The sequence below is a fragment of the Arthrobacter sp. 05T47 genome (assembly GCF_056395825.1).
Genome location: NZ_JBFTKG010000005.1, coordinates 35,353 through 58,499, shown reverse-complemented (window position 1 = coordinate 58,499; position 23,147 = coordinate 35,353). Strand labels below are relative to the sequence as shown.

Annotated in this window: 19 protein-coding genes; 15 read left to right on the top strand and 4 right to left on the bottom strand. The window is 66.3% G+C overall.

Annotation, left to right across the window (positions count from 1 at the left end; all coding sequences use genetic code 11):
• Positions 1 to 140 precede the first annotated feature (140 nt).
• From AC1DEY_RS06490 to AC1DEY_RS06435, 12 genes are all read left to right on the top strand, one after another.
• On the top strand, positions 141 to 1,544 hold the full coding sequence (locus tag AC1DEY_RS06490; RefSeq protein WP_476867232.1) for an ammonium transporter: 1,404 nt from the start codon (positions 141 to 143) through the stop codon (positions 1,542 to 1,544).
• Complete coding sequence (locus AC1DEY_RS06485; RefSeq protein ID WP_441409971.1) at positions 1,541 to 1,882, top strand: P-II family nitrogen regulator; 342 nt, start codon at positions 1,541 to 1,543, stop codon at positions 1,880 to 1,882. The genes AC1DEY_RS06490 and AC1DEY_RS06485 overlap by 4 nt, the downstream gene beginning before the upstream one ends.
• 118 nt (positions 1,883 to 2,000) lie before the next feature.
• Positions 2,001 to 3,128 carry an agmatinase gene (gene speB / locus AC1DEY_RS06480; RefSeq protein ID WP_441409972.1) on the top strand — a complete coding sequence of 376 codons (1,128 nt, stop codon included), beginning with the start codon at positions 2,001 to 2,003 and terminating at the stop codon, positions 3,126 to 3,128.
• Positions 3,125 to 4,828 carry a thiamine pyrophosphate-binding protein gene (locus AC1DEY_RS06475; RefSeq protein ID WP_476867231.1) on the top strand — a complete coding sequence of 568 codons (1,704 nt, stop codon included), beginning with the start codon at positions 3,125 to 3,127 and terminating at the stop codon, positions 4,826 to 4,828. Before speB ends, AC1DEY_RS06475 begins: the two co-directional genes overlap by 4 nt.
• Positions 4,829 to 5,051: 223 nt before the next feature.
• Positions 5,052 to 5,537, top strand: coding sequence for a MarR family winged helix-turn-helix transcriptional regulator (locus tag AC1DEY_RS06470; protein ID WP_476867230.1), 486 nt, complete (start codon positions 5,052 to 5,054; stop codon positions 5,535 to 5,537).
• A gap of 130 nt (positions 5,538 to 5,667) precedes the next feature.
• On the top strand, positions 5,668 to 7,680 hold the full coding sequence (locus AC1DEY_RS06465; RefSeq protein WP_476867301.1) for an MDR family MFS transporter: 2,013 nt from the start codon (positions 5,668 to 5,670) through the stop codon (positions 7,678 to 7,680).
• 340 nt (positions 7,681 to 8,020) lie between these two features.
• On the top strand, positions 8,021 to 9,754 hold the full coding sequence (locus AC1DEY_RS06460) for an ABC transporter ATP-binding protein (RefSeq protein WP_476867229.1): 1,734 nt from the start codon (positions 8,021 to 8,023) through the stop codon (positions 9,752 to 9,754).
• Entirely contained in the window at positions 9,751 to 11,823 is a 2,073-nt protein-coding gene (locus AC1DEY_RS06455; RefSeq protein ID WP_476867228.1) for an ABC transporter ATP-binding protein, read from the top strand. The genes AC1DEY_RS06460 and AC1DEY_RS06455 overlap by 4 nt, the downstream gene beginning before the upstream one ends.
• A gap of 98 nt (positions 11,824 to 11,921) precedes the next feature.
• Positions 11,922 to 12,353 carry an acyl-CoA thioesterase gene (locus AC1DEY_RS06450; RefSeq protein ID WP_476867227.1) on the top strand — a complete coding sequence of 144 codons (432 nt, stop codon included), beginning with the start codon at positions 11,922 to 11,924 and terminating at the stop codon, positions 12,351 to 12,353.
• A 73-nt stretch (positions 12,354 to 12,426) separates the two neighbouring features.
• A complete protein-coding gene (locus AC1DEY_RS06445) occupies positions 12,427 to 12,684 on the top strand; it encodes a hypothetical protein (RefSeq protein ID WP_441410078.1) in 258 nt (85 codons plus the stop codon).
• A gap of 92 nt (positions 12,685 to 12,776) precedes the next feature.
• Complete coding sequence (locus AC1DEY_RS06440; protein WP_476867226.1) at positions 12,777 to 15,008, top strand: McrB family protein; 2,232 nt, start codon at positions 12,777 to 12,779, stop codon at positions 15,006 to 15,008.
• A complete protein-coding gene (locus AC1DEY_RS06435; protein WP_476867225.1) occupies positions 15,001 to 16,407 on the top strand; it encodes a 5-methylcytosine restriction system specificity protein McrC in 1,407 nt (468 codons plus the stop codon). The genes AC1DEY_RS06440 and AC1DEY_RS06435 overlap by 8 nt, the downstream gene beginning before the upstream one ends.
• Positions 16,408 to 16,446: 39 nt before the next feature.
• Here the strand turns inward: AC1DEY_RS06435 and AC1DEY_RS06430 are convergent, their stop codons facing one another.
• The 3 genes from AC1DEY_RS06430 to AC1DEY_RS06420 all read right to left on the bottom strand — a co-directional run bounded on the left by AC1DEY_RS06430 (position 16,447) and on the right by AC1DEY_RS06420 (position 17,933).
• Entirely contained in the window at positions 16,447 to 16,806 is a 360-nt protein-coding gene (locus AC1DEY_RS06430; RefSeq protein WP_476867224.1) for a hypothetical protein, read from the bottom strand.
• 162 nt (positions 16,807 to 16,968) lie between these two features.
• Complete coding sequence (locus AC1DEY_RS06425) at positions 16,969 to 17,421, bottom strand: very short patch repair endonuclease (RefSeq protein ID WP_476867223.1); 453 nt, start codon at positions 17,419 to 17,421, stop codon at positions 16,969 to 16,971.
• Between the two features lie 77 nt (positions 17,422 to 17,498).
• Positions 17,499 to 17,933 (bottom strand): pyridoxamine 5'-phosphate oxidase family protein, encoded by a 435-nt coding sequence (locus AC1DEY_RS06420; protein WP_476867222.1) that lies wholly within the window; start codon positions 17,931 to 17,933, stop codon positions 17,499 to 17,501.
• Positions 17,934 to 18,133: 200 nt separating this feature from the next.
• On the opposite strand from AC1DEY_RS06420, the gene AC1DEY_RS06415 reads away from it, so the two are divergent.
• The gene (locus AC1DEY_RS06415; protein ID WP_476867221.1) at positions 18,134 to 18,787 is read left to right on the top strand and encodes a DUF6318 family protein; all 654 of its coding nucleotides are present in this window, start codon (positions 18,134 to 18,136) and stop codon (positions 18,785 to 18,787) included.
• The gene (locus tag AC1DEY_RS06410; RefSeq protein WP_476867220.1) at positions 18,784 to 19,710 is read left to right on the top strand and encodes a hypothetical protein; all 927 of its coding nucleotides are present in this window, start codon (positions 18,784 to 18,786) and stop codon (positions 19,708 to 19,710) included. The genes AC1DEY_RS06415 and AC1DEY_RS06410 overlap by 4 nt, the downstream gene beginning before the upstream one ends.
• A gap of 80 nt (positions 19,711 to 19,790) precedes the next feature.
• Here AC1DEY_RS06410 and AC1DEY_RS06405 read toward each other — a convergent pair whose 3' ends face one another.
• Positions 19,791 to 21,128, bottom strand: a complete 1,338-nt coding sequence (locus AC1DEY_RS06405) for a GAF domain-containing protein (RefSeq protein ID WP_476867219.1) — start codon at positions 21,126 to 21,128, stop codon at positions 19,791 to 19,793.
• 203 nt (positions 21,129 to 21,331) lie between these two features.
• Between AC1DEY_RS06405 and AC1DEY_RS06400 the strand changes: the two genes are divergently transcribed.
• Positions 21,332 to 23,122 (top strand): NAD(P)/FAD-dependent oxidoreductase, encoded by a 1,791-nt coding sequence (locus tag AC1DEY_RS06400; protein WP_476867218.1) that lies wholly within the window; start codon positions 21,332 to 21,334, stop codon positions 23,120 to 23,122.
• Positions 23,123 to 23,147 lie beyond the last annotated feature (25 nt).

Sequence of the window (23,147 nt, the reverse complement as noted above, 5' to 3'; positions counted from 1 at the left end):
ATCCCCGCAAGAATCGGAAAGCCTTCCTGAAACACGCCGTGGGTAGCGTCATCTGCGGGGGGACTGCAACAGTCCCAACGACTCATGGTCTCGCCGAATCGGCGCCCTCGGAGCGCCGGCACTCGAGGAAGGCTCCCGCAATGAAGTTCTCTGTTCTTGCAGTAGGAATGGAAGTGGATCCGCAGGTCCTTGACCCCGGATCGACAGCGTGGATGCTGACAGCGTCCGCCCTTGTCCTCCTAATGACCCCCGGGCTGGCCTTCTTCTACGGCGGCCTAGTCAGGATGAAGTCCGTCCTTAACATCATGATGATGAGCTTCGGCGCCATGGGCGTCGTCGCCGTCGTCTGGGCCCTTTGGGGCTACGGCCTGGCCTTCGGCCCGGACACGCTGGGCGGCTTCGTCGGCGATCCCTTCACCAACTTCGGCCTGAGCGGGCTGACCAGCACCATCGGCTCGAAGGCGCCAGGCCTGCCGGACATGATATTCATCGGCTTCCAGGCCACGTTCGCCATCATCACCGTTGCGCTGATCAGCGGTGCGGTGGCCGAGCGCGTCAGATTCGGCCCCTGGCTGCTCTTTGCCGCCCTCTGGGTCACGCTGGTCTACGCACCGATCGCGCACTGGGTCTGGGGCGGCGGGATCTTCGGGCCCACCGGCATCATCGGCAGCAAGATCTCTGCCCTCGACTTCGCCGGCGGTACTGTCGTCCACATGAACGCCGGCATTGCCGGACTGATGCTGGCGGTGGTGCTCGGCAAGCGGCTCGGATTCATGAAGGACCCCAACATCCGCCCGCACAACCTGCCGTTCGTCATGCTCGGCGCAGGGCTGCTCTGGTTCGGCTGGTTCGGCTTCAACGCCGGCTCGGAACTCGCCGCCGACGCCACGGCCGCGCTGGCCTGGACCAACACGCTGCTCGCCACGAGCGCCGCCCTGCTGGGTTGGTTGTTTGTCGAGCGCCTGCGCGACGGGCATGCGACCTCGCTCGGCGCCGCCTCGGGCGCCGTCGCGGGACTCGTGGCCGTCACCCCCGCCTGCGGGTTCATCGATCCCGTCGGGGCAATCCTGATCGGCACGGTCGCGGGCGTGGTCTGCGCCCTCGCGGTCGGGCTGAAGTTCAAGATCGGCCTCGATGACTCCCTGGACGTCGTGGCCGTGCACTTCGTTGGCGGCCTGTGGGGCACCCTGTCCCTGGGATTCTTCGCGCTTCCGTCCGCCAAGACCGGCGGCGGCCTCTTCTATGGCGGCGGACTGGCGCAATTCTGGCCACAGATCCTCACCGCGCTGATTGTCACCGCATGGAGCGCCGCCATGACCACGCTGATTGGCTTCGCGATCCACAAGACCATCGGCATGCGCGTTTCCGAGGCCGACGAACTCTCCGGCATCGATGTGACGGAGCACGCCGAGACGGCGTACGAACTCCTGATGGTCGGCGGCAGCTTCCACCCCGGTGACCCGCACGCAAAGGCCGACGCGGCCCCGGTCCAAACCCAGGCCCAGCCAGAAAGTGAGGCCGCCCGCGGCAAGGTGTCGACGTGAAGCTCGTGACGGCCATTGTGCGGCCGGACCGGGTTGACGCCGTCAGCGCAGCCCTGGAGCGGTCCGGAGTCAATGGACTGACGGTCAGCCAGGCCAGCGGCTATGGCCGGCAGCGGGGGCACCTCGAGGTGTACCGGGGCGCTGAATACAACTCGGACCTGTTGCCCAAGGTGCGGCTGGAGGTCCTGGTCAACGAGGACGCCCTGCGCGCGGTCCTGGCCGCCATCGAAGAAGGCGGGCGCACGGGCAGCTTCGGCGACGGCAAGATCTGGATCATTGACGTGCGCGACGCCGTCCGCGTCCGGACGGGGGAGCGGGGCGCCTCGGCCATCGCGTGAGGCGCCCCGCGGGGCCGCGGATTTCCGGGCTTTGGTAAACAAATGATGCGCAATGCGAAACTTCGAGTGTATGATGGCTGTCACAACCGTCGGTCAATCCTCGAAGGAGAGGCTTCTTTTGGAAGAGCTGCGCATCGAGGCCAATGGCAACCTTGGCCCCATCGATTCATCCCGCGTCCCGCGCTACGCCGGAGCTGCCACCTATGCCCGCCTGCCGCGCCTGGACCAGGTCGCCAAGGCGGACGTCACGGTGGTCGGCGTGCCGTTCGATTCCGGCGTCTCCTACCGGCCCGGCGCCCGCTTCGGTGCCAACGCCGTCCGTGAGGCCAGCCGGCTGCTGCGGCCGTACAACCCGGCCTGGGACGTCAGCCCCTTCGAGAACATCCAGGTGGCCGACGCCGGCGACATGGCGGTCAACCCGTTCAACATCAACGACGCCATCGAAACCATCCAGCAGAACGCSCTGGACCTGACGGCCTCGGGCAGCAAGCTGGTCACCCTTGGCGGCGACCACACCATCGCCCTGCCGCTGCTGCGCGCCGCCGCCGAGCGCGCCGGCGAGCCCATCGCCATGCTGCACTTCGATGCGCACCTGGACACCTGGGACACCTACTTCGGCGCCGAGTACACGCACGGCACCCCCTTCCGCCGCGCCGTCGAGGAAGGCATCCTGGACACCGAGGCCATCAGCCACATCGGCACCCGCGGCCCGCTCTACGGCAAGAAGGACCTCGACGACGACCACCGCTTCGGCTTTGGCATCGTCACCTCGGCGGACGTCTATTACCAGGGCGTCCTGGAGACGGTGGCCAAGGTCCGCGACCGGATCGGGAACCGTCCGCTCTACATCTCGGTGGACATCGACGTCCTGGACCCGGCACACGCCCCCGGCACCGGCACGCCGGAAGCCGGCGGCCTCACCAGCCGCGAACTGCTGGAAATCATCCGCGGCTTCCGCGGCATGAACCTCGTCGGGGCCGACGTCGTCGAGGTTGCCCCGGCGTACGACCACGCCGAGATCACCGGCGTGGCAGCCAGCCATGTCGCCTACGAACTCGTGACCCTGATGGCGGACCGCGCCGTCGAAGGCGACCGCTTCGGTGCCCCGACCGGCTACGCGGCCCAGGCCCTCGGCCAGGAATCCCGCCGTCCGGCCGGCTTCGGCAGCGCGGCTGCAAGCAACAAGTCGGCAAGCACCCCGGCCGAGTCCATCCGGATCACAGCACCCGCGGAGGCCCTCAAGTGATCGACTTCGACCCCGGTACTGCTGCCCCGACCAAGGGCACCAACGTCCGCAACGGCGGGGACCTCGTCGTCGAAACCCTCGAGGCCCTCGGTGCCAAGACCGTCTTCGGCATCCCTGGCCAGCACGCCCTGGGCCTGTTCGATGCCATGGGCCGCGGCAACCTGCACTTTGTCTCCTCCCGGGTGGAAAACAACTCGGCCTTCGCCGCAGACGGGTACTCCCGCGCCACCGGCGAGGTCGGCGTCCTGTTCCTCTCCACCGGCCCGGGCGCGCTGACGTCCCTGGCCGGGCTGCAGGAGGCCTACGCCACTGGCGTGCCCATGGTGGTCGTGGCGAGCCAGATCCCGCTCGAGGGCCTGGGCGCCCGCCGCAAGGGCATGCTGCACCAGCTCGATGACCAGAAGGCCTCGGCCGCGAACGTCACCAAGTCCCAGCGGCTGATCCAGCACGCCTCCGGCATCCCCTCCGCCATCCAGGACGCCTGGACCGAGGCAATCTCCTCGCCGCAGGGCCCCGTCTGGCTGGAAATCCCGCAGAACGTCCTGCTGGATCCCATCATGGTGCCCCCGGTGGAGGATGCCCTCGCCGAAGCGGCCGACAACCCGCCCCGCGTGGAGCTGGTCCGCGAGGCGGTCAAATGGCTCTCAACCGCGGAACGTCCCGCCATCATCGCGGGCGGCGGCACGCGCCGCGGGCGGGCTGAGAAGTCCCTGCTCTCCATCGCCGAGAAACTCCGCGCCCCGGTCATCTGCACGCCCGGCGGCAACGGCGCCTTCCCGTGGAACCACGAGCTCTCGCTGCAGTCCTGGATCGAAGACCGGTACATGACGGATCTGCTCGAGGACGCCGACGTGCTGATCGTGATCGGCTCGTCCCTGGGCGAAGTGACCTCCAACTACTTCACCTTCGAACCGCGCGGACGGATCATCCAGATCGACGCCGAACCCCGGGTGCTGGAGTCCAACCGCCCCGGCTTGGGCATCCGCGCCGATGCCGGCCAGGCCCTCGCCGCGCTTGACGCCGCCCTGACGGAACCGCACGCAGAGCGCGCGGACTGGCATGGCACCGCCCCCGAAGCCCTGGTCAAGGAGACCCTGGCCAAGGTCACGGCCCGGCTCGAATCCCAGGACCTGGCCAAGGAACTGAAGTTCATGGCCGACATCCGCGAGGCCGTCCCGGCGGACATGCAGACCTTCTGGGACATGACCATCTCGGCCTACTGGGGCTGGAGCTGCTGGGACGCCCGCGACGGCCAGTTCCACTCCGCACAGGGCGCCGGCGGGCTCGGCTACGGCTTCCCCGCGGCGATCGGCGGCGCCGTCGGGCTCGAAACCACCGGCACGCCCGGCGGTTCGGCCCGGGTGCTGGCCGTCTCCGGCGACGGCTCCTCCATGTACTCCATCTCCGAGCTCGCCACCGCGAAGCAGCACAACATCCCGGTCACCTGGCTGATCGTGGACGACGGCGGCTACGGCATCCTGCGCGAATACATGGTGGGCGCCTTCGGCAAGGCCACCGCCACCGAGCTGTCCCGGCCCGACTTCGTCAAGCTCGCCGAGTCCTTCGGCGTCCCGGCCGTCCGGGTCGCCCCAGAGGACGTCGGGGACGCACTGAAGGCCGGCTTCGCGGCGGACGGCCCCAACGTCGTCGTCGTCGAAACCCTGCTCAAGATGTTCGGCCCCACCCACCTGGCCACGTAGCCGGGCGGGCGGCACTGCCCTCAACAACTCAGCACGGCACAGCGGACCGGCCGGGTCTGCCCCTCACAGTGAGGGGCGGACCCGGCCGGTCCGTTTTGTCTTTAAGCGCCCTCTTAGCGCCGATTTCGGGGCTGCCCGGCACCCCTCTCAACAGAGTTAGTTTCCCGAAGTAACCATTTTAAGATATAGTTGCCTTGGGCAAACAAAAGAGGGGTGTCCATACATGTCAGTTGAATCCAACGCTGCAGCCAAACTCGTCTACCAGATCTTCGACCTCCAGCGCGCCGTCCGCTGTGTTGCCGCCGCCAGCCTGCGCGGGCAGGACACCGGGGTGGCGCTTCAAGGCGTCCTTCGCTTTGTGGGGGAGGGCGAATCCCGGGCCACGCACCTTGCGGAGCGGCTCGGCGTCAGCGCCCCGGTCCTCAGCCGGCACATCGCCGAACTCGAAGACCACGGCTATGTGGTCCGCCGGCCGGACCCCGAAGACGGCCGCGCGCAACTGATCGCTTTGTCCGCCAAAGGCGCGGAGAAGCTGCGCGTCATCGAGGACCAGCGCACAGCCGCCCTCCAGGGCCTGCTGCAGGACTGGAGCCAGGACGACGTCGAACTGACGGCGCGCACCCTCGAAAAACTTGCTGAGTCCCTCAGGACCTCAGCCCGGGCAACGACGGCCGGACCCACGAAAACGACCGAAATTGTTGAGGAGTAGATATATGGCTAGCCACGCTGCCGCCACGGGGCCGGAGACCGCGCCGTTGAAGACCGCGCCGTTGAACGCCCAGTCGGAGATTCCCCAGAGGGCGCCCCGCGCACCCCAGGCCGCCGCAGCACCTGCGGCGATGACCCACCGCCAGATCATGGAGGCCCTGACCGGGCTGCTCGCGGCGTTCTTCACGGCCATCCTGAGCAGCACGATCGTTGCCAACGCGCTGCCCACCATCATGTCCGAGCTCAAGGGAACCCAGACGGACTTCGCCTGGGTGATCACCGCCGCGCTCCTGGCCAACGCGGCCACCACTCCGATCTGGGGCAAGCTCGCGGACCTCTTCAACAAGAAGGTCCTCGTCCAGCTGAGCATCGTTATCTTCGTGGCCGGTTCCGTCATGGCCGGCCTGTCCGAGACCATCCCGCTGCTGCTGACCGCCCGCGTCATCCAGGGGATCGCCATGGGCGGCCTGACCGCCCTGGCCCAGGCCATCATCGGCTCGATGATCCCGCCGCGCGACCGCGGAAAGTACTCCGGCTACATGGGCGGCGTCATGGCCGTGGGTACGGCCGGCGGCCCGCTGCTCGGTGGCTTCATCGTCGACAGCCCGCTGGGTTGGCGCTGGACGTTCTTCGTCTGTGTCCCGCTCGCCGTCGTCGCGCTCATCCTGCTGCAGGTCACCTTGAAGATCCAGCACGTCAAGCGCCCCGCCAAGATCGACTGGCTGGGCTCCATCCTGCTGACCTCCGGCGTCAGCCTGCTGCTGATCTGGGTCTCCTTCGCCGGCAACCCCGACTACTACGACTGGTGGTCGTGGCAGTCGGTGGCCATGGTGGGCGGCGGCGTCCTGCTCCTGGGCCTGCTGGTGCTGGTGGAGTCCCGCGTGGCCCAGCCCATCATCCCGCTGAATATCATCCGGGAGCGGACAACCGCCCTCGCCATCCTCGCCTCGGTGGCCGTCGGCGTGGGCATGTTCGGCTCCTCGACGTTCCTGGGCCAGTACTTCCAGGTGGCACGCGGTGCCACGCCCACCGAAGCCGGCCTCCTCACGCTGCCCATGATCGCGGGCAACCTGATCGGTTCGGTCGCCTCGGGCATGCTCATCAGCCGCACCGGCAAGTGGAAGCGGTACCTGATCGCCGGCGCCATCGCGCTGATCGGCGGCCTCGGCCTGGCCGGCAGCATGGACCACACCACTGACCTCTGGCTGACCGGGATCTACACGGCCATCCTCGGCGTCGGCCTGGGCCTGCTGATGCAGAACCTCGTCCTCGCCGTCCAGAACACGGTCCAGGCCAAGGACATCGGCACGGCCAGCGCCTCCGTTGCCTTCTTCCGGTCCGTCGGCGGAGCTATCGGCGTCTCGGTCCTCGGCGCAGTGCTGGGCAACCGGGTCAAGGAGCTCGTGGTGGAGGGACTCGCCTCCGCCGGAATCCAGGTTCCGGCCGGATCTGCCGGCGCCAGCATGGACCTCAAGGACATGCCTGCACCGATCCGCGACATCATGCGGGCCGCCTACGGCGACGCGATCGCGGAGGTCTTCCTGATCTCTGCCATCATCGGCCTCGTGGCGCTGGTTGCCATCCTGTTCATCAAGGAACGTCCGCTGCGCCGCACCGTGGACGTCCGGCCGGAGCCTGCCGAGCACGCCGGGGACGCAGGGGACGCCGCTGCGGACGCTGCTGTGGCAGCGGCCGGGGGCGCGGCAGCGACGGCTTTGGGCGATCCTTTGCGGAACAGCCCGGACGACGCCGCCAAGGCAGCTTCCACCGCCGGCGGTACCGGCATCGTGGACCTGGACCGGGAATTCATCGAGGTCCTCAGCCGGGAGCGCGCCGAATCCCGTTTCCCCGATGCCGCCCGGCAGCGGGCACGGACCTTGCTGGCCGACGACCGGCCCGAGGCCGCCGACGTGCTGCCTGTGCTGCTGGAGACCCAGCGGTTGCTGGCAGAACAGCAGCTGCAGCTGGCGGACGCGCTGGGAGCAGTGTACGAACAGGCTGCGCAGCAGCGCGCGATCGCCGCGGAACAGGCCCGCGTTGCAGAGGAGCTCAGGGCCCTGCACCGGGCACTGGCCAAGCAACGGAAGATGCAGCGGGCGGCCGCGGAGTACATCGCCACCCACGGCCGGCACCGCACCGAATAGCGCCGGCGCCGTATTCCGAAGGCCCCGTGGCCGCCCCAGGGGCAGCCGCGGGGCCTTCTCGCGGGTCCATGGGGGACCCTCGTGAAGGGGCCCTCGCGGGGCCTTCTCGCGGGGCCCCCTCGCGAGTCCCTCGAGCGGCCAAATCGGACAGTTAAGTACGCCGTTTGGATGATATTCGGCGCCCCGTGTTCCACCCGAGCGGGGGATTTCGTACAGTTGGGTGGCTAAGGCTGTCGGACCCAAGGGATAGTCTTCAATCAGCTTTTCAACTCACTCCATTTATCTGCCTCTAAAATCGTTCGGACTTTCCATAGTCCGGTCTTCGTAAGGACTCGTGGGCATGCTCGTTACCCTCATGCGGCGCTATTCAAAGCCGTATCTGCCATACATCGCGGCCGTGGTCATCTTCCAGTTGGCGTCCACCATCGCGGCTCTGTACCTCCCCAGCCTCAATGCCCAGATCATCGACGAGGGCGTCTCCCGCGGGGACACGGACTACATCTGGCGCACCGGCGGCGTCATGCTCGGCGTCGCCCTGGTCCAGGTGGCCACGGCGATCGCCGGCGTCTACTACGGATCGAAGGCCGCGATGGCGTTCGGCCGGGACCTGCGCCGCGGCGTCTTCCGTAAGGTGAGCAGCTTCTCGGCCCGGGACGTCAACCTCTTCGGCGCACCCACGCTGATCACCCGGGGCACCAACGATGTCCAGCAGGTCCAGATGCTCATGCTCATGGCGCTGAACTTCATGGTGGCCACGCCCATCATGTGCATCGGCGGGATTTTCATGGCCCTGCGCGAGGACCTCAACCTCTCCTGGCTCGTCTGGGTTTCCGTGCCGCTGCTGGTCGTGGTGGTGGGCTACCTCGTGGTCCGCCTCATGCCGCTCTTCCGGTCCATGCAGGAGAAGATCGACCGGCTCAACGGTGTCCTCCGCGAACAGATCATCGGCATCCGCGTGGTCCGTGCCTTCGTGCGCGAACCCCATGAGGCCGAGCGCTTCGGCGCGGCCAACAAGGACCTCACCGACGTCTCGCTGAAGATCGGTTCCTTGTTCGTGCTCATGTTCCCCGCCATCGGCATGATCCTGCACATATCCACTGCCGCCGTACTCTGGTTCGGCGGCCAGCGCGTTGATGCCGGCGAGATGCAGATCGGCTCGCTGACCGCGTTCCTGCAGTACCTCCTGCAAATCCTCATGGCCGTCATGATGGGCACCTTCATGGCTATGATGATTCCCCGCGCCTCCGTCTGTGCCGACCGCATCGGCGAAGTGCTCGACGTCGAACCCTCCATCCACGAACCGCTCACCCCCGTGACGCCGGCAGCAAAGGCCGGCCGCGTCGAGTTCCGCAACGTGACGTTCGCCTACCCCGGCGCCGAGGCACCCGTGCTGAGCAACATCAGCTTCACGGCAGAGCCCGGCCAGACGGTGGCGATCATCGGCTCCACCGGTGCCGGCAAGTCCAGCCTGCTGGCCCTGCTGCCGCGGCTCTACGACGCCGAATCGGGCGAGGTCCTGCTCGACGGCGTCCCCGTCACCCAGCTGGACCGGGCCGAGGTCACGCAGCGCGTGGCCATGGTGCCGCAACGGCCCTACCTGTTCTCCGGAACCATTGAGCACAACCTGCGCTTCGGCAAGCCCGAGGCCACCGACGCGGACCTGTGGGAGGCCCTGACGGTCGCCCAGGCCGCGGACTTCGTGCGCGAAAAGAAGGGCGGCCTGGCCTCCCGAATCGCCCAGGGCGGCACCAACGTCTCCGGCGGCCAGCGCCAGCGGCTGTGCATCGCCCGCGCCCTCGTCACCGAACCCAAGGTCTTCCTGTTCGACGACTCGTTCTCCGCCCTCGACGTCGCCACCGACGCCAGGCTCCGCCGGGCACTCAAGGCCAAGACGGCCGATGCCACCGTGATCATAGTCGGCCAGCGCGTGTCCACAATCGCCGACGCCGACCAGATCCTCGTGCTGGACAACGGCCGGATCGTGGACCGCGGAACACATGAGGAACTGCTGGAAACCTCCAGCACCTACCAGGAAATCGTCGAATCCCAGCTGACCGCGGAGGCAGTGGCATGAGCACCAACGAGAAACTCTCCACCACGCCGCCCGAGGCAACTGATTCGACCGCGGCCGGGAGCGTCGCAACCGACGTGCTGGAGGACGACTTCGTCGAGGAGGAGTACACGCCCGGCGAAGCCGACGGCGGCATGTTCGGCGTGCCGGCGAAGAAGGCCCAGCACTTCTGGCCTTCGGCCAAACGGCTCATGGGGCTGCTGAAGCCCGAGCGCGCCGGCATCATCGTCGTGCTCGCAATGGTCACGGTCGCCGTCGTCCTCAACGTCATTGCCCCGAGGATCCTGGGTCAGGCGATGGACGTGATCTTCGCCGGAGTCGTTGGCAAGCAACTTCCGGCCGGGGCCACCAAGGAGCAGTTCATCGACGGACTGCGCTCCCAGGGCCAGGACAACTTCGCTGACATGCTCGCCAAGATGGACGTCGTGCCGGGCGCCGGCATCGATTTCCAGAAGCTTGCGTTCCTGATCAGCGTGGTGCTGGTGATGTACTTCGTCGCCAACATCTTCCTGTGGCTGCAGGGCTATGTCCTCAATGTGCTGGTCATGCGCGTGGTCCGCAAGCTGCGCGATGACACGGAGAAGAAACTCAACAAGCTTCCGCTGGGCTACTTCGATACCCGCCAGCGCGGAGACATCCTCTCCCGTGTCACGAACGACGTCGACAACATCCAGCAGGCGCTCCAGCAGGCCTTCGCGCAGCTCGTGAACTCCGCCCTGACGGTCATCGGCATCGTGATCATGATGTTCATCGTGTCCTGGCAGCTGGCCCTGATCGCACTCATCGCCCTGCCGCTCTCCGGGGTGGCCGCCGGCATCATCGGCGCCCGCAGCCAGAAGCTCTTCGCCGCCCAGTGGAAGAACACCGGTGAGCTCAACGGCCAGATTGAGGAATCCTTCTCCGGCCACGACCTCGTCCGCGTGTTCGGCCGCGACGCCGACATGCTGGCCCGCTTCGACGAACGGAACGAGGAACTCTACAAGGCCAGCTTCGGGGCCCAGTTTGTCTCCGGCATGATCATGCCGGTCATGCAGTTTGTCTCCTACCTCAGCTATGTCGGGATCGCGGTTGTTGGCGGGCTGCGGGTGGCCTCCGGCGCCATGAGCCTGGGCGACGCGACGGCGTTCATCCAGTACTCGCGCGAATTCACCCAGCCGCTGGGGCAGATGGCCGGCATGGCCAACATGTTGCAGTCCGGTGTCGCCTCCGCTGAGCGGGTCTTCGAGTTCCTCGACGCCGACGAACAGGACGCCGAGACGGCCACCGAGCACCTTCCGGCGAAGACCGACGGCCACGTCGAGTTCAACCACGTCACCTTCAGCTACACACCGGACAAGCCGCTCATCGAGGACCTGTCCTTCACGGCCGAGCCCGGACACACCGTGGCGATCGTGGGCCCCACCGGGGCGGGCAAGACCACCCTGGTCAACCTCGTGATGCGCTTCTACGAGCTCAACGCCGGCAGCATCACCCTGGACGGGGTGGACATCACCAAACTGAGCCGTTCGGAGCTGCGCGCCAAGGTCGGCATGGTGCTGCAGGACGCCTGGCTGTTCGGCGGGACCATCTACGAGAACATCCGCTACGGCAAGCTGGACGCCACCGAGGACCAGATCATGGCAGCGGCCAAGGCCACGTTCGTGGACCGCTTCGTCCGCGCGCTGCCGGATGGCTACAACACGGTCATCGACGAAGAAGGCAACAACGTCAGCGCCGGCGAAAAGCAGCTGATCACCATTGCCCGGGCCTTCGTGGCGAACCCGTCGCTGCTCATCCTGGACGAGGCGACGAGTTCGGTGGATACCCGCACCGAAGCTCTGGTCCAGAAGGCCATGGCCGCGTTGCGCACCGAGCGCACCAGCTTCGTCATCGCCCACCGCCTCTCCACCATCCGGGACGCGGACACCATCCTGGTCATGGAGGACGGGCAGATCGTCGAGCAGGGCCGGCACGCCCACCTGCTGGCACTGCACGGCGCGTACTACCGGCTGTACATGTCCCAGTTCGCCGGCGAGGACGCGGAGACGGCCTTGGAGGACCCGGCGGGCGAGGCGACGGCGGTGCGCAGCTGAGCGCCGCCGAGTCCCCAAGCGCGGAGGGCGCGGCAGGGGTGGGCCCTTCGGGGGCCGGCCCAGCCTGGGAGCCGCTGCGCCTGGAGGTGGAGGTGCCGATGCGTTGGGGCGACATGGACGCCTACGGGCACATCAACAACGTCCAGATCGTCCGGATCCTCGAGGAAGCACGGATCGCGGCCTTCGGACCGCCCCAGGGGGCCGGGCTGCCCGGAACCGAACCCCTCGTCCCGCTCTTCAACGAAATACCGGAGGGGACGCTGGCGCTCGTGGTGGAGCACAAGATCCGCTATGTCAGGACCCTTGAGTACCGGAACGTGCCCGCCATCGTCCAGCTGTGGATCGGGGCGGTCAAGGGCGCCAGTTTCGACATCCACTACCTGGTGCAGGACCCCGTCACCCGGGAGGACTGCGTCCGGGCCTCGAGCCACCTTGCCTTCGTCAATGAGGCCACGGGCCGGGTGCTGCGGCTGACGCCGGAGCAGAAGGAGCGGCTGGCCCCGTATACCCGCGTCCACCCGGTCCCATAGCCTCTACCCGGGCACCAGTGGGGCTCCTACAATGAACAATCCGGAGGCTTAAGGAGGCCTGGTCAGTGTGAACATGGGCAAGAAAATGCACGAGAAGCACTCCCGCAAGAAGAAGTGGAGCGAGCTCTCGCCGATGGCACGGTTCGGAACCATCGTGGCGGCCGTGGTCCAGCTGACGCTGCTCATTGCTGCCCAGCGGGATATCTCGCGTCGGCCGGCCGAGGAAATCCGGGGGAGCAAGGCGCTGTGGCGGGTTGCCTCCCTGGTGAACTTCATCGGCCCGGGAACCTATTTCGTCGTCGGCGTGAAGCGCCGTCCCGCAACGAAGTAGGCCCTCCAGACAGGCCGCCCGAGATCTACTGGACGGTAGCTTAGGGGCGGCGTTAAATGCGCGCGTTCAGTTTAAGCCTGTAAATTGAACGTATGACCCCAACCAAGAAACCTGCCCTGCACCGTGCCCTCGGTATCTCCAAGGAGATTGAAGACGCGGCGTGGTTTGTCTTGGGCCCGGGGTTGCTCGGCAAGGCCTCCGCCCTGGATGGCCGCACCAAAACCTGGTCCGTCCAGGCCGCCGCGGAGTTGCTGGAACGCCTGGAACGCGGCGTCCCGGACCCCAAGGCGCCGATGATGACCAACCTGCGCCAGAACCTGGAAGATGCCACCCGCGGGGCGAAGCAGCTGGCCGTGGAGCTGCTGTTCCTCCAGTCCCTGCCGTTGGCCCACGAGGTCAAGTCGCTGAAGGTGAAGCGGGCCCGTGTGGCCGAGGCGGCGTCTTGGCTGGAGCCCCCGCTGGAGCTCCCCGACGAGCTCTACGCGGGCATGACGGACCACGGCGTCATCCGGGACCGCACCGCGGAATTCAACTGGACCATCTGGGACCACCTGAAGTGGCTCTGCCGCTTCGTGCAGCACGTCGCACAGCGGCCGGCCAACGTCGTCCAGTCCGCGGTCAAGGATCCGCTGGCCTTCCACAAGCTGGTCGCCGGCACCCCGAACGACCAGCCGGCCATCCGCCGCAGCATTGAATTCCTGGTCTGGCCAAGCTATTTCGAGCCCGTTGTGGCCGACGTCGAACGCCAGGAGATCCGCGACGCCTTCGCGTCCCTGGTGGGCGGGGCCAAGGGCGACAGCGACGAGGACATTTCGGCGGACATCCACCGGATCCGCCTGCACCTGGACCAGCAGGCCGGGCAGCGGATCGACTGGTACTCCCGCCAACTGGTGAGCCAGTGGCGGAAGGTCGGTGATCCCGGCCGCCGGGCCTGGCTCCTGCGCACCCACCACGAGAACGCCGAGCTGCTTTCGGAGTGGCGGGAGGAGGAAGCGGTGACGCTCGACGTCGAACACCTCCGTCTGCTGGATCCCGGCGTTACCGCCGGGCTGGTCCAGAACGCCGTTGACGAGGACTACAAGCACCTCGGCTACGTGGAGCGCGAGGACACCAAGACGGCCGTGTTCGCCTTCCTGACCGTGATGAAGCCCGGCGACCTTGTCCTCTTCCAGAGCTCGGGCAAAGTCCGGATCGGCGTGGTCCTTGGCGAGCCGGAGCACGGAAAGGACAACCGCCGGCTCCGCCGCAAGGTCCGCTGGTTCGATGAGGAACACGACGTCACCGGGCTGCCCCGCCACGTGCAGCGGCAGCTGACCACCTCCGGGAACATCGTGGACATCACGCGCGTGATCCAGGCCCTCGAGGGGCTCCTGCCGGCAGAAGCCGAAGCCGAGGAGGGCGACGGCGCCGAGCCGGATGCCGCCGTCGAGCCGGCCCGTGACGGGTTCCGGCCGCTGACGCCGGAGTTCGCCGCGTCCCTGCACATGGACCTGGATCCGCTGCAGGAAATCGCTGAACTCCTCGAGGAGAACCGGCAGCTGGTGCTCTACGGTCCGCCGGGAACGGGCAAGACATACCTGGCCAAGCACCTCGCCGCCGAACTCGCCGGCGACACCACGGACGAGCGGGTCAAGCTGGTCCAGTTCCACCCCTCGTACGCCTATGAGGACTTCTTCGAAGGCTTCCGTCCGGACAAGACGGACGAGGGCCAGGTGTCCTTCAAGCTCGTSGCCGGTCCGCTGCGCCGGCTCGCCGAGGAAGCTGCCAAGCCGGGCAACGAGAACAAGCCGTACTTCCTGATCATCGACGAGATGAACCGGGCGAACCTCGCCAAGGTGTTCGGCGAGCTGTACTTCCTGCTCGAATACCGCGATGACCGCATCTATCTCCAGTACAGCCCCAACGAGCCGTTCACCCTGCCGGACAACCTCTACATCATCGGCACCATGAACACCGCGGACCGCTCCATCGCGATGATGGACGCGGCCATCCGGCGTCGGTTCTCTTTCATCGAGCTCCATCCCAAGACCGAACCCGTCAAGGGCTCGCTGCTGCGCTTCCTCCAGGCCCGCGACCTGGACACGACGCCGGCCCTGCTGCTTGACGCCCTGAACAATGCGATCGACGAATGGGACCGGGACCTCATGATCGGGCCCTCCTACTTCATGAAGAAGTCGGCCCAGACGCCCAAGGGCCTCCGCAGAATCTGGAAGTACGAGCTCATGCCGCTGCTGGAGGAGCACTATCACGGCCAGCTCAACCGCGCCCAGCTCGAGGAACGGTTCGGACTGGAAAACCTGATGGCCCGCCTGGCGCATGCCTAGGCTGCCGCTGACCGGTGACACCATGGCGTTGGCCGGCAGCGCCGTCGCCGTGGATCAGGGCGCGTCCGGGCGCGGCTTGTCCGTGCCCTCTTCGGATGGGCGGGGCTCGACCGGACGGGGCTCGACCGGACAGGTTGCATCGGGACGGGGTGTCTCCGGACGCGCCGGCGCCGAGCCGTGCCGGCACATAGTCCTCGACGAACTCTCCGCCGGCGTCGTGGAGCGGCTTGATCCGGACACGGCCGCCTATGTCAACGCCAGTGGCCTGGCGAAGGCCTCGCCGATGGGCATGGGCCTGTACCGGATCGAACCCGTCGGGACCGTGGGGTCGGTGCGCACTCCGACCGTGCAGCTGGAGGTGCGGCCGAAGGGACGGCTCGGGCTGAACCGGCTCCTGTTCCTGCTCGGCTACGCGGGGGACCAAGGCTTCCGCGACGAATCGGTTGCCGCCGTGGAGCATACCGATCTGTGGAGCGCCCTGGCCGAATCCCTGGCACAGCTAGCGGACCGGGCGCTCAGCCGCGGCGTGCTGCAGGGGTACCTCATGGTCGAAGAATCCCTCCGGACCGTCAAGGGCCGGATCCGGATGTCGGACCAGATTTCCCGCCGCCCCGGGATGCTGGTGCCGCTGGAAGTCTCCTATGACGAGTTCACCGAGGACATCGCGGAGAACCGGATCCTGCGCGCCGCGCTGGAACGGATGTCCCAGGTGCCGCGCGTGCGGCCGGAAGTCCTTAGCCGGCTGCGCCAGCTCAAGGGAAAGCTCGACGTCGTGACGCGCCTTCAGTCCGGCGCGCCGCTGCCGCAGTGGCGGCCCAGCCGGATGAACACCCGCTACCACGCGGTTCTCCGGCTTTCCGAACTGATCCTGCGGAACGCCTCCGCCGAGGCGGGCGACGGCAAGCAGCAGTCGGCGTCGTTCGTGGTGGACATGGCAAAGGTGTTCGAGGACTTCGTGGGGACGGCCCTGCGGGAAGCCATGGCCGCCTTCCCTGGAGAAATGCGGCTTCGCTACAACGCCTTGCTGAACGAGGCCGTCCGCGACTCGGACCGGATTGTGGTCCAGCCCGGAGCCGTCCACTTCCTCGGCGGCCAGCCGGTGATGGTGTACGACGCCAAGTACAAGGCCGCCGCCGACGCGGGAGCGTCGCTCTCAGGCGACCACTACAGGATGCTGGCCTACTGCACCTCCCTGCGGGTGCCGACGGCGTGGATTGTCTACCCCGGGTCAGGGGAGATCAAGCTGCGCCGGATTCTCAATACCGACATCGACATCGTCGAGTTCCCGCTGGACCTGTCCTTGCCGCCGTCGGAAATCCTGGCCTCCGTGGCAGACCTTGCCCAACAGTCGTGGGGCGAAGTGCTCCGGCAGGCCAGTATTGGCCGTTCAGCCAGCTAGCCGTTCGGCACGTTGACCGGCGGCTAACCGCCCAGCCAGTTAGGCGGATTCTTCCTGTTCGACGGCGACCGTGAGCATGTGGTCCAGGAGGGCCTTTTCCGGCTTACCCGGGTTGTTGGTGACGTGCCAGCGCAGTTTCTCCCGCACGTCCGCCTCGTCCGGGTTGGTGTCAGCGAGAACCTCGCTAATGATGGACATCGCCTGCCGGCGCAGCGGCTCCAGATCCGGGTCGGCTCCGCGGAACGGGCGCGGCCGGATGGCGCGGTGTGTGGTGTGGCCGAGGCGGCGGAACTCAAGAACTGTGGGACCGGACTCCCTGCGGCTGGAATCCGTGGGGCTGGCGTGAGTAGTGGTGGCTTCTCCTGGCGCAGCAACCGCGTTGGGCTCGTCATTGGACATCAGCAAGTGCGGCATCGTGCGCTCTCCCGTGTTTGCAGTACACAGCGGTACTGTCCGAATAATGCCTATAGTCCCCGGTGTCGAATATTAGCGGAGGCGGTTCAGCGTGCACTGGAAGCGGGCCGCGCGACACGCCAGATTTCTGCTGGTCATCGGACGTAGTCAGGCGTGTTTGTCCGGGATCGGGCCCTGAAGGCCCTGAAGGAAAGCGTCCAGACGGAGCTCCAGCGCCGTGGAATCCTTCAGCTCGCATTCCCACACCGTGAGCACCTCCCAGCCGTCGTGTTCGAGCTGGAGCCGCTGGGCGGCGTCGCGGTTCCGGGTTCGCGTGCGCTTGGTTTCCCAGAACTCGGCATTAGCCTGGGGTGCGTGTTGTCCTACCCGGCACTCGTGGAAGTGCCAGAAGCAGCCGTTGACGAAGATGACCTTGTGCCGGCCGGCGAAGACGAGATCGGGGTTGCCCGGGAGTTTGCCGCCGTGCGCGCTGCCGTGCAGGCGGTAGCGGTATCCCTTCGCGTGCAGCAGCCTGCGGACCATCATTTCCGGCTTGGTGTTCTTGCCGCGGATGCGGGACATGTTCCAGCTGCGCCGCTCAGGGGTCAGCTTGTCCGCCATGCTTTAAGTCTAGGCGGGTGACTGGGCGGGCGCGGCGGGACCCGGCGGCGGGGGCGGCCGGGACGCGGCGTCGGGCGTTAGATCTCCCGCTCGGGGTGTTCGCCGAACTGGAAGTGGCGTCCGCTGACCGACGTTGGCGTAATTTCGACGTAGAAGTCCTTCAACGTCGGAACCCAGGGCTTGAGTCCGAGGGCCTCGGCCTCGGCGATATCCGCCGATTGATCGAGGACGCGCGCAGTGCCCCGTAGGACCACGGACCACGCCTCCTCGGACAGGATTCCGTCGGTTTCGAAAAGCACTTTCGAGTTGATGGTGAGTTCCGCCAGTTTGTTTCCGGGGGCAGTGCGGAGGAACAATTTACGGCCGCTGGCCGCGTAGTTCACCGGGAATATGTCGGGTTCTCCAGCCACGGTGACCACAAGCCTGCCGTGTTTTGTGCTGTCGATAAGTTTCCAGGACTGCTCGTCGTCAAGCTTGAGGATGGGGTTGCCGTCTTCGTGTTCGAACATCATGGGTTCATTGTTCTGGCGACGGCAGGGGAGACGCTAGGGGCTAAAGGACTCAACGCAAGCTGGACTGCCGGATTCCGCGGTCTCCGACGAGGGTAGGGACCCTGCTGTGGATAACTTCAATGTGCAAAATGTGACGTCGGTTACCCTTAAGCATTGCTTGGACTCGCGCGTCTTGATTTCTATCGGGGGAGTAGCTGACCATGACATCCCGCACTTCGCTTTCCGGCCTGCGGCGCGTGTGCACCGCCGCCCTGATGTCGTTCTCCCTGGTCATGGTCGCCGCGTGCAGCGGGGGAGGCACCCCGCCTACAGGCACTCCACCGTCAGAGTCTCAAAGCCCCGCCGCCTCCAGTCCAAGCGCCGCCCCCACGCCCAGCGCCAGTTACAAACCCGCTGACGCGACAGGGAAGGCGCAGAACGTCCCGATTCCAGTTCTGCCCGAGGCCGCGAAGGCGGAGACGAAGGAAGGCGCTATAGCCTTCGCAAAGCATTGGTATACGCTACTGAATTACGCATATCAGACGGGGGAATTCCGGCTGATGGATGAGGTGACCGACTCATCGTGCAGGCTATGCGCCAAGGTGCGCCCGGGAATTGTGGAGTGGAATTCCGAAGGACGATGGATCGCGGGAGGGTTGGTCCAAGCGAAGGGGGCCTATACCAACTTCGTCAAGACAACCCAGGGTAGCTACCAAGTGACCACACAGTTGGAGCAATCGGCGGGAACGCTGTATCGAGCGGACTCAAGTGTCGAGAAATCCGTGCCGGCCTCACAAGTTCTCGCTGATATCATGATTCTCCGCTTCTCTGACGGTCGTTGGACGGCGATGGATATTGACCGGATCGGTGCATGATTCGCTTCCGGCCCTCAGCGCGAAGACGGTGGGGCATCGGGATTGTATTCGTTGCTGTCATTTCTTTTTCCCTAACCATTGGCCCTTCGGCCAACGCGGGGGCATCCGACGTTTTTTGGAACGAAACGGGCGTGGGTGTCTGGCGTTATGACTCGACGTTCGGAGTTTGGGTAGATGCGCCCGGGACTGTTCCGGAGAGCCCATTCCAGTACAGGTTTGACTACCTGTGCCTGATAGATAACAACAATTTCGATCTTCCTTGTCTCGCGGCGACGGCTGAATGTAATGCTGGCCAAAACGGTCGCCCTGTTCGATGGTGGTGGAAGCTAGTTGTTGCGGGACCGAACGATTGGAGCCGCATCTCGCCAGACCGCTGTGTCTACCTCGAGGAGCCCGTGGATGTCCTGGGCCAGATTGCCGCCCAGATTCAGACGAAATTTCAACAGCTTCCCATCAACGCCGGCAGCAGCGTCACGCAGCCGAGTCCGCACACGCTCCGGGGTGCCGAGACAAATCTCTACGCGGAAGCCGCCGAGCAATCATTCAGCGTGAACATGCTGGGTCAAGACGTCGCAATCATTGCGAAGCCGGTGCAGTACACGTGGAGCTATGGAGACGGCACTTCGCTGGGGCCGCAAACGGCCGCCGGGGCGCCCCTTCCGCAGGACCGCTGGGGTGAGAAGACCCTGACCAGCCACATCTACACCCAGACCGGCGACTTCGCGGTGGTGCTGACGACGCATTTCCAGGGCACGTACTCGGTGAATGGCGGACCGGCGCTGCCCATTCCCGGCCAAGGCCAATTCAGCTCGCCGCCACAGACCGTCAGCGTCTGGCGGTCGATCACCAGGAATTACGCAGATACCTGCCTGCAGAACCCTCAAGGCCAAGGCTGCCCCGGCGTCGCCCCGCCTCCGCCGTAAGCCTCCGCCGCCTCAAGTTCGCCCCGCCACCGCCCTTAGCCCGGGCTAAGCACGGGCGCCACAGTCCGTGGCTTGGGTGGCTAGGCTCGCAGCTCGCGGTCTACCCGGGCCATCCGGGCGTTCACCAGCTGGCAACGGGGATCGTCCGGTCCGATCAGCGCCGCCGCGGCGGCCGCGGTTGCCGTATCTGCGGACCCCATGTCGCTCGTGCACCACTGCAGCATCAGCCCGGCATCACCGCTGGAGCGTATGGACGCCCCCACGGCCGCGTTGAGCTCGTCGCGCATGAACCCGATCGCCAGGTTGGTCGACCGCGTGAGGAGTTGCGCCGGATAGGCCGCGAATGCCTCGGCAACCCGGCCCTCCCGAAGGTGGGCTGCCACAGCCGAGGCGTCCGTCACCGCATGAACGGTGGAAGAGAACCGGTAGGGGTTCGCCTCCAGGACCCCGCCCAGGATGTTGCGTATCCGGTGCATCTCGGTCCGGATCGCTGCGCCTGTGCCCGCGTCGCCATGGATCTCGCAAGCCAGTTCATCTGCACTCCAGCCCTGGTCACGAGAGGCCAGCAGGGCAAGGATTTCGGCGCGGCGAAGCGTCAGCGGGCGCTGGGGACCGCCGTCGACCGCCGCGGACGGCGCGTCCCCCAAAAGCCGCAGCATGAGCCGTGACCGGGCGCCGCCGTCGTGCGTTGTCCGCTCATCACGTCGGAACGGCTGCCCTCGGCGCCTAAATTCGGAGTCGGAAACAGGGGCCGATTTCAGCAGCTCCTCCGCAAGCCGCACTCCACAACGCACCAGCCGCAGGCTGTCCGGCGTGACCGACTCGAACGGGCCGGAGACATCGAGGACGCCGACGATTTCGCCGGTCAAGGGGTCGCGAATCGGAGAGGCAGTGCAGGCCCAGTCGTGATGGGTCCGCACCAGGTGCTCGGCCGAGAACAGCTGCGCCGGAGCGCCAGTTACCAAGGCTTCGCTGATGGCGTTGGTGCCCACCCCTGCCTCGGACCAGTCGGCACCCTCCACGAACTCCAGGGAGTCGGCAAGCCGCAGCGCCTGTTTGCTGCCAACGCGCCACAGCACTTCTCCGTCGTGGTCAGTCACAATGAGCAAATGGCGCCCGGTCGCGGTCTCATCGGCCAGCAGCTGTGACAGGGCAGGCATGACCGCGGCCAGCCGATGGCCGGCGCTGAGGGAGCGCGCCTCGGAGACTTCATGCCGGTGCGGCGGACGGTGCTGGTCCGGGTTGATGCCCAAGGCGAGGGAGCGCTGCCAGGATTTGATGAGCGCCGGCGACAGGCGGGAATCCGGGGTGCCGGACATGGTGGTCTCGTGCGCCGCGCGGAGAATTCGGGCGTACTCCGCCGGCGCGGAAAACCTGAGGTCTGAGGGATGCGTGCTGGAGCCATGGCCCTGCGGCATCCTCATTCTCCCAACTCGCCCTCGAATCGTCGCGCCCGGCTGGTTCCTCGCCGCCGTCGGCTGCCGTGTGCCGGCCGACAGCTCGAGAGCTCCGTGTAACCCGATTGTAACCCCCTGCGATCTTTACTTGTGATGCGGGTCACTGCGTGGTCTAGGCGTCACGCGACGGAAGCGGCCCACTGTCAGCAACGGAAAGAGGAATCATGCCTGAGACACCAAATGGCGTTGTCGGGGCGTGGTTGGCGCAGTTCGAAGAGGCACTGCGCGGCCACAACACGGACGCCGCACTGGAACTTTTCGACGACGATTCGTACTGGCGCGACTTCGTCTCCTTCACCTGGAACCTCAAGACCCTTGAGGGCAAGGAAGACATCCGGCGCATGCTCGACGCGACCCTGGATGACGTGCAGCCCAGCAACTGGACCCTCGCCGAAGACGCCACCGGGGACGTCGCCAACACCGAGGCCTGGGTGAACTTCGAGACCACCCAGGCGCGGGGCTACGCGCATCTGCGCCTCCGGAACGGCAAATGCTGGACCCTGCTCACCACCATGCAGGAGCTCAAGGGCTTCGAAGAAAAGAAGGGACCCAACCGGCCAAAAGGCGTCGCCCATGAAATCACCCAAGGCCGCAAATCCTGGCTGGAACTGAAGGAAGAACAGGAGGCGCGCCTCGGCTACGAAGAGCAGCCCTACACGGTCATCATCGGCGGCGGCCAAGGCGGGATCGGGTTGGCGGCGCGGCTGCGCAGGCTCGGAGTGCCCACCATCATCATCGAGAAGAATGAGCGCGCGGGTGACTCGTGGCGCAACCGCTATAAGTCCCTCCACCTGCACGATCCGGTCTGGTACGACCACCTGCCCTACATAAAGTTCCCGGACGACTGGCCCGTATTCGCGGCCAAGGACAAGATCGGCGACTGGTTGGAAAACTACACGCGGATCATGGAACTGAATTACTGGTCCAAGACCGAGTGCACCAACGCCCGCTTCGACGAAACGTCCCAGGAGTGGGTGGTGGAGGTGATGCGCGACGGCGCACCGGTCACCCTGCGCCCCAAGCAGCTGGTCTTCGCCCTGGGGGTTTCGGGGTACCCCAGCGTCCCCACGTTCGACGGCGCCGAGTCCTTCCTGGGGGAGCAGTACCACTCGTCCAAGCACCCGGGCGGCGGAGACTGGACCGGCCGGAAGGCCGTGGTGATCGGCTCCAACAATTCCGCCCACGACATCTGCGCCGACCTCTGGGAGCACGGGGCCGATGTCACCATGGTCCAGCGGTCCTCGACGCACATTGCCCGCAGCGAATCCCTCATGGACCTGGCCCTGGGCGATCTGTACTCCGAAAAAGCGTTGGCCAACGGCGTCACGACGGAGAAGGCCGATCTGCTCTTCGCCTCGTTGCCGTACCGGATTCTGCCCGAGGCCCAGATCCCCGTCTATGCCGAGATGGCCCGGCGGGACGCGGACTTCTACTCCCAGCTCGAGGCTGCCGGCTTTGACCTGGACTTCGGCGTCGACGGCTCCGGCCTGTTCCTGAAGTACCTGAGGCGCGGTTCCGGCTACTACATCGACGTCGGTGCCTCGCAGCTGATCATCGGCGGCCGGGTCAAGCTGGCCAACGGCGAGGTCAGCAAGATCACCGGCAACTCCGTGGTGATGGCCAACGGCACGGAACTTGAGGCCGACGTCATCATTTACGCCACGGGTTACGGCTCGATGAACGGCTGGCTGGCCGATCTGGTTTCGCCCGAGGTGGCCGACGCCGTTGGCAAGTGCTGGGGGTTCGGATCGGACACACCCAAGGATCCGGGGCCGTGGGAGGGGGAGCTGCGCAACATGTGGAAGCCCACAAACGTGGAGAACCTTTGGATCCACGGCGGCAACCTGCACCAGAGCCGGCACTACTCCAACTATCTGGCGCTGCAGCTGAAGGCGCGGATGGAAGGACTGCCGACCCCGGTCTTCGAGCTGCAGCCCACACACCACACCCGCTGACCATGCCCGCACCATGCCGGCTGAC

Bases quoted from the DNA above. Each gene is read 5' to 3' on its own strand.
- AC1DEY_RS06405 (WP_476867219.1), bottom strand. From the start codon at position 21,128: ATGCCGCAGGGCCATGGCTCCAGCACGCATCCCTCAGACCTCAGGTTT.
- AC1DEY_RS06445 (WP_441410078.1), top strand. From the start codon at position 12,427: ATGGGCAAGAAAATGCACGAGAAGCACTCCCGCAAGAAGAAGTGGAGC.
- AC1DEY_RS06400 (WP_476867218.1), top strand. From the start codon at position 21,332: ATGCCTGAGACACCAAATGGCGTTGTCGGGGCGTGGTTGGCGCAGTTC.
- AC1DEY_RS06430 (WP_476867224.1), bottom strand. From the start codon at position 16,806: ATGTCCAATGACGAGCCCAACGCGGTTGCTGCGCCAGGAGAAGCCACC.
- AC1DEY_RS06465 (WP_476867301.1), top strand. From the start codon at position 5,668: ATGACCCACCGCCAGATCATGGAGGCCCTGACCGGGCTGCTCGCGGCG.
- AC1DEY_RS06435 (WP_476867225.1), top strand. From the start codon at position 15,001: ATGCCTAGGCTGCCGCTGACCGGTGACACCATGGCGTTGGCCGGCAGC.
- AC1DEY_RS06455 (WP_476867228.1), top strand. From the start codon at position 9,751: ATGAGCACCAACGAGAAACTCTCCACCACGCCGCCCGAGGCAACTGAT.
- AC1DEY_RS06425 (WP_476867223.1), bottom strand. From the start codon at position 17,421: ATGGCGGACAAGCTGACCCCTGAGCGGCGCAGCTGGAACATGTCCCGC.
- AC1DEY_RS06490 (WP_476867232.1), top strand. From the start codon at position 141: ATGAAGTTCTCTGTTCTTGCAGTAGGAATGGAAGTGGATCCGCAGGTC.
- AC1DEY_RS06420 (WP_476867222.1), bottom strand. From the start codon at position 17,933: ATGATGTTCGAACACGAAGACGGCAACCCCATCCTCAAGCTTGACGAC.
- AC1DEY_RS06460 (WP_476867229.1), top strand. From the start codon at position 8,021: ATGCTCGTTACCCTCATGCGGCGCTATTCAAAGCCGTATCTGCCATAC.
- AC1DEY_RS06470 (WP_476867230.1), top strand. From the start codon at position 5,052: ATGTCAGTTGAATCCAACGCTGCAGCCAAACTCGTCTACCAGATCTTC.
- AC1DEY_RS06410 (WP_476867220.1), top strand. From the start codon at position 18,784: ATGATTCGCTTCCGGCCCTCAGCGCGAAGACGGTGGGGCATCGGGATT.
- AC1DEY_RS06450 (WP_476867227.1), top strand. From the start codon at position 11,922: ATGCGTTGGGGCGACATGGACGCCTACGGGCACATCAACAACGTCCAG.
- AC1DEY_RS06415 (WP_476867221.1), top strand. From the start codon at position 18,134: ATGACATCCCGCACTTCGCTTTCCGGCCTGCGGCGCGTGTGCACCGCC.